We start from the raw sequence: 772 nt of genomic DNA on the forward strand, positions 1-772 counted from the left end.
ACCGGGGGCGGGGCCGTCCGGTGCGCCGCCGGGCAGCGGCGGCCGGAGCAGGCCGGGGGCGAAGGGGGCCGGCCGGGGCAGCTCGGCGGTCTCGGCGCGCAGACAGGCCGCGACCAACTCTCCCCCGGCGCGCAGGAGTTCGTCGATCCGCCCGGCGACCCTCGGGGTGACCCGGCGGGCGCCGTGCTCGATCTTGCTGACCGCGGTGTGGTCGTAGCCGATCCCGGCGCCCAGCTGCGCCTGGGTGAGCCCGGCCCGGCGCCGCCAGTGCCGCAACCGGGCACCGAACTCCCGCCAGGCGCACTGGTCCTGGAGCCTCGACGGTGCCGGGGCCGAGGCGGCGGGGGCCACACGGTTCCGCTGCACGGCTGCCTCCCCGGGGACGGGCCCCTGACGCGGGGCCCTGGGACGAGTCCGATGAGTCCGACGAGCCCGACCGGTCCGCCCGGCCCGCCCGGCCCGCCCGCTCCGACGAGGAGGACGGTACTCGAATGACCCCGGCCCCGTACATGAGGTGGTCTCAACCACTGCCGAGAAAGCCCAGCTTGACGGGAAACGACGCCCGCGCCTTGACGGAATTTGCCAACCCTATGCAGAGCCTGCACCAGCCATTGACCCGGGCATGACGCCATGTGAGTGTTCGGGCACCCGAGCGCGGACGGCCCGCAGCGGCCGTCCCCCGGACACGGCCCTGCGGTGCGCCACCAGCCTTGCCGTCCGCGGTCGAGGACCCCCACGTGCGAGGAGCCTCGATGCAACGCAGAGTTTCCCC

The 772-nt window shown here is 75.3% G+C and carries 1 protein-coding gene; it reads right to left on the reverse strand.

Going from position 1 to position 772, the window contains the following annotated elements:
- On the reverse strand, positions 1-366 hold a 366-nt coding region (locus tag BG452_RS35915; protein WP_317621388.1), incomplete at its 3' end, for a helix-turn-helix transcriptional regulator.
- Between the last annotated feature and the right edge of the window lie 406 nt (positions 367-772).

Source organism: Streptomyces sp. CBMA123 (assembly GCF_014596465.1).
In the GTDB taxonomy this organism is placed as follows: Bacteria; Actinomycetota; Actinomycetes; order Streptomycetales; family Streptomycetaceae; genus Kitasatospora.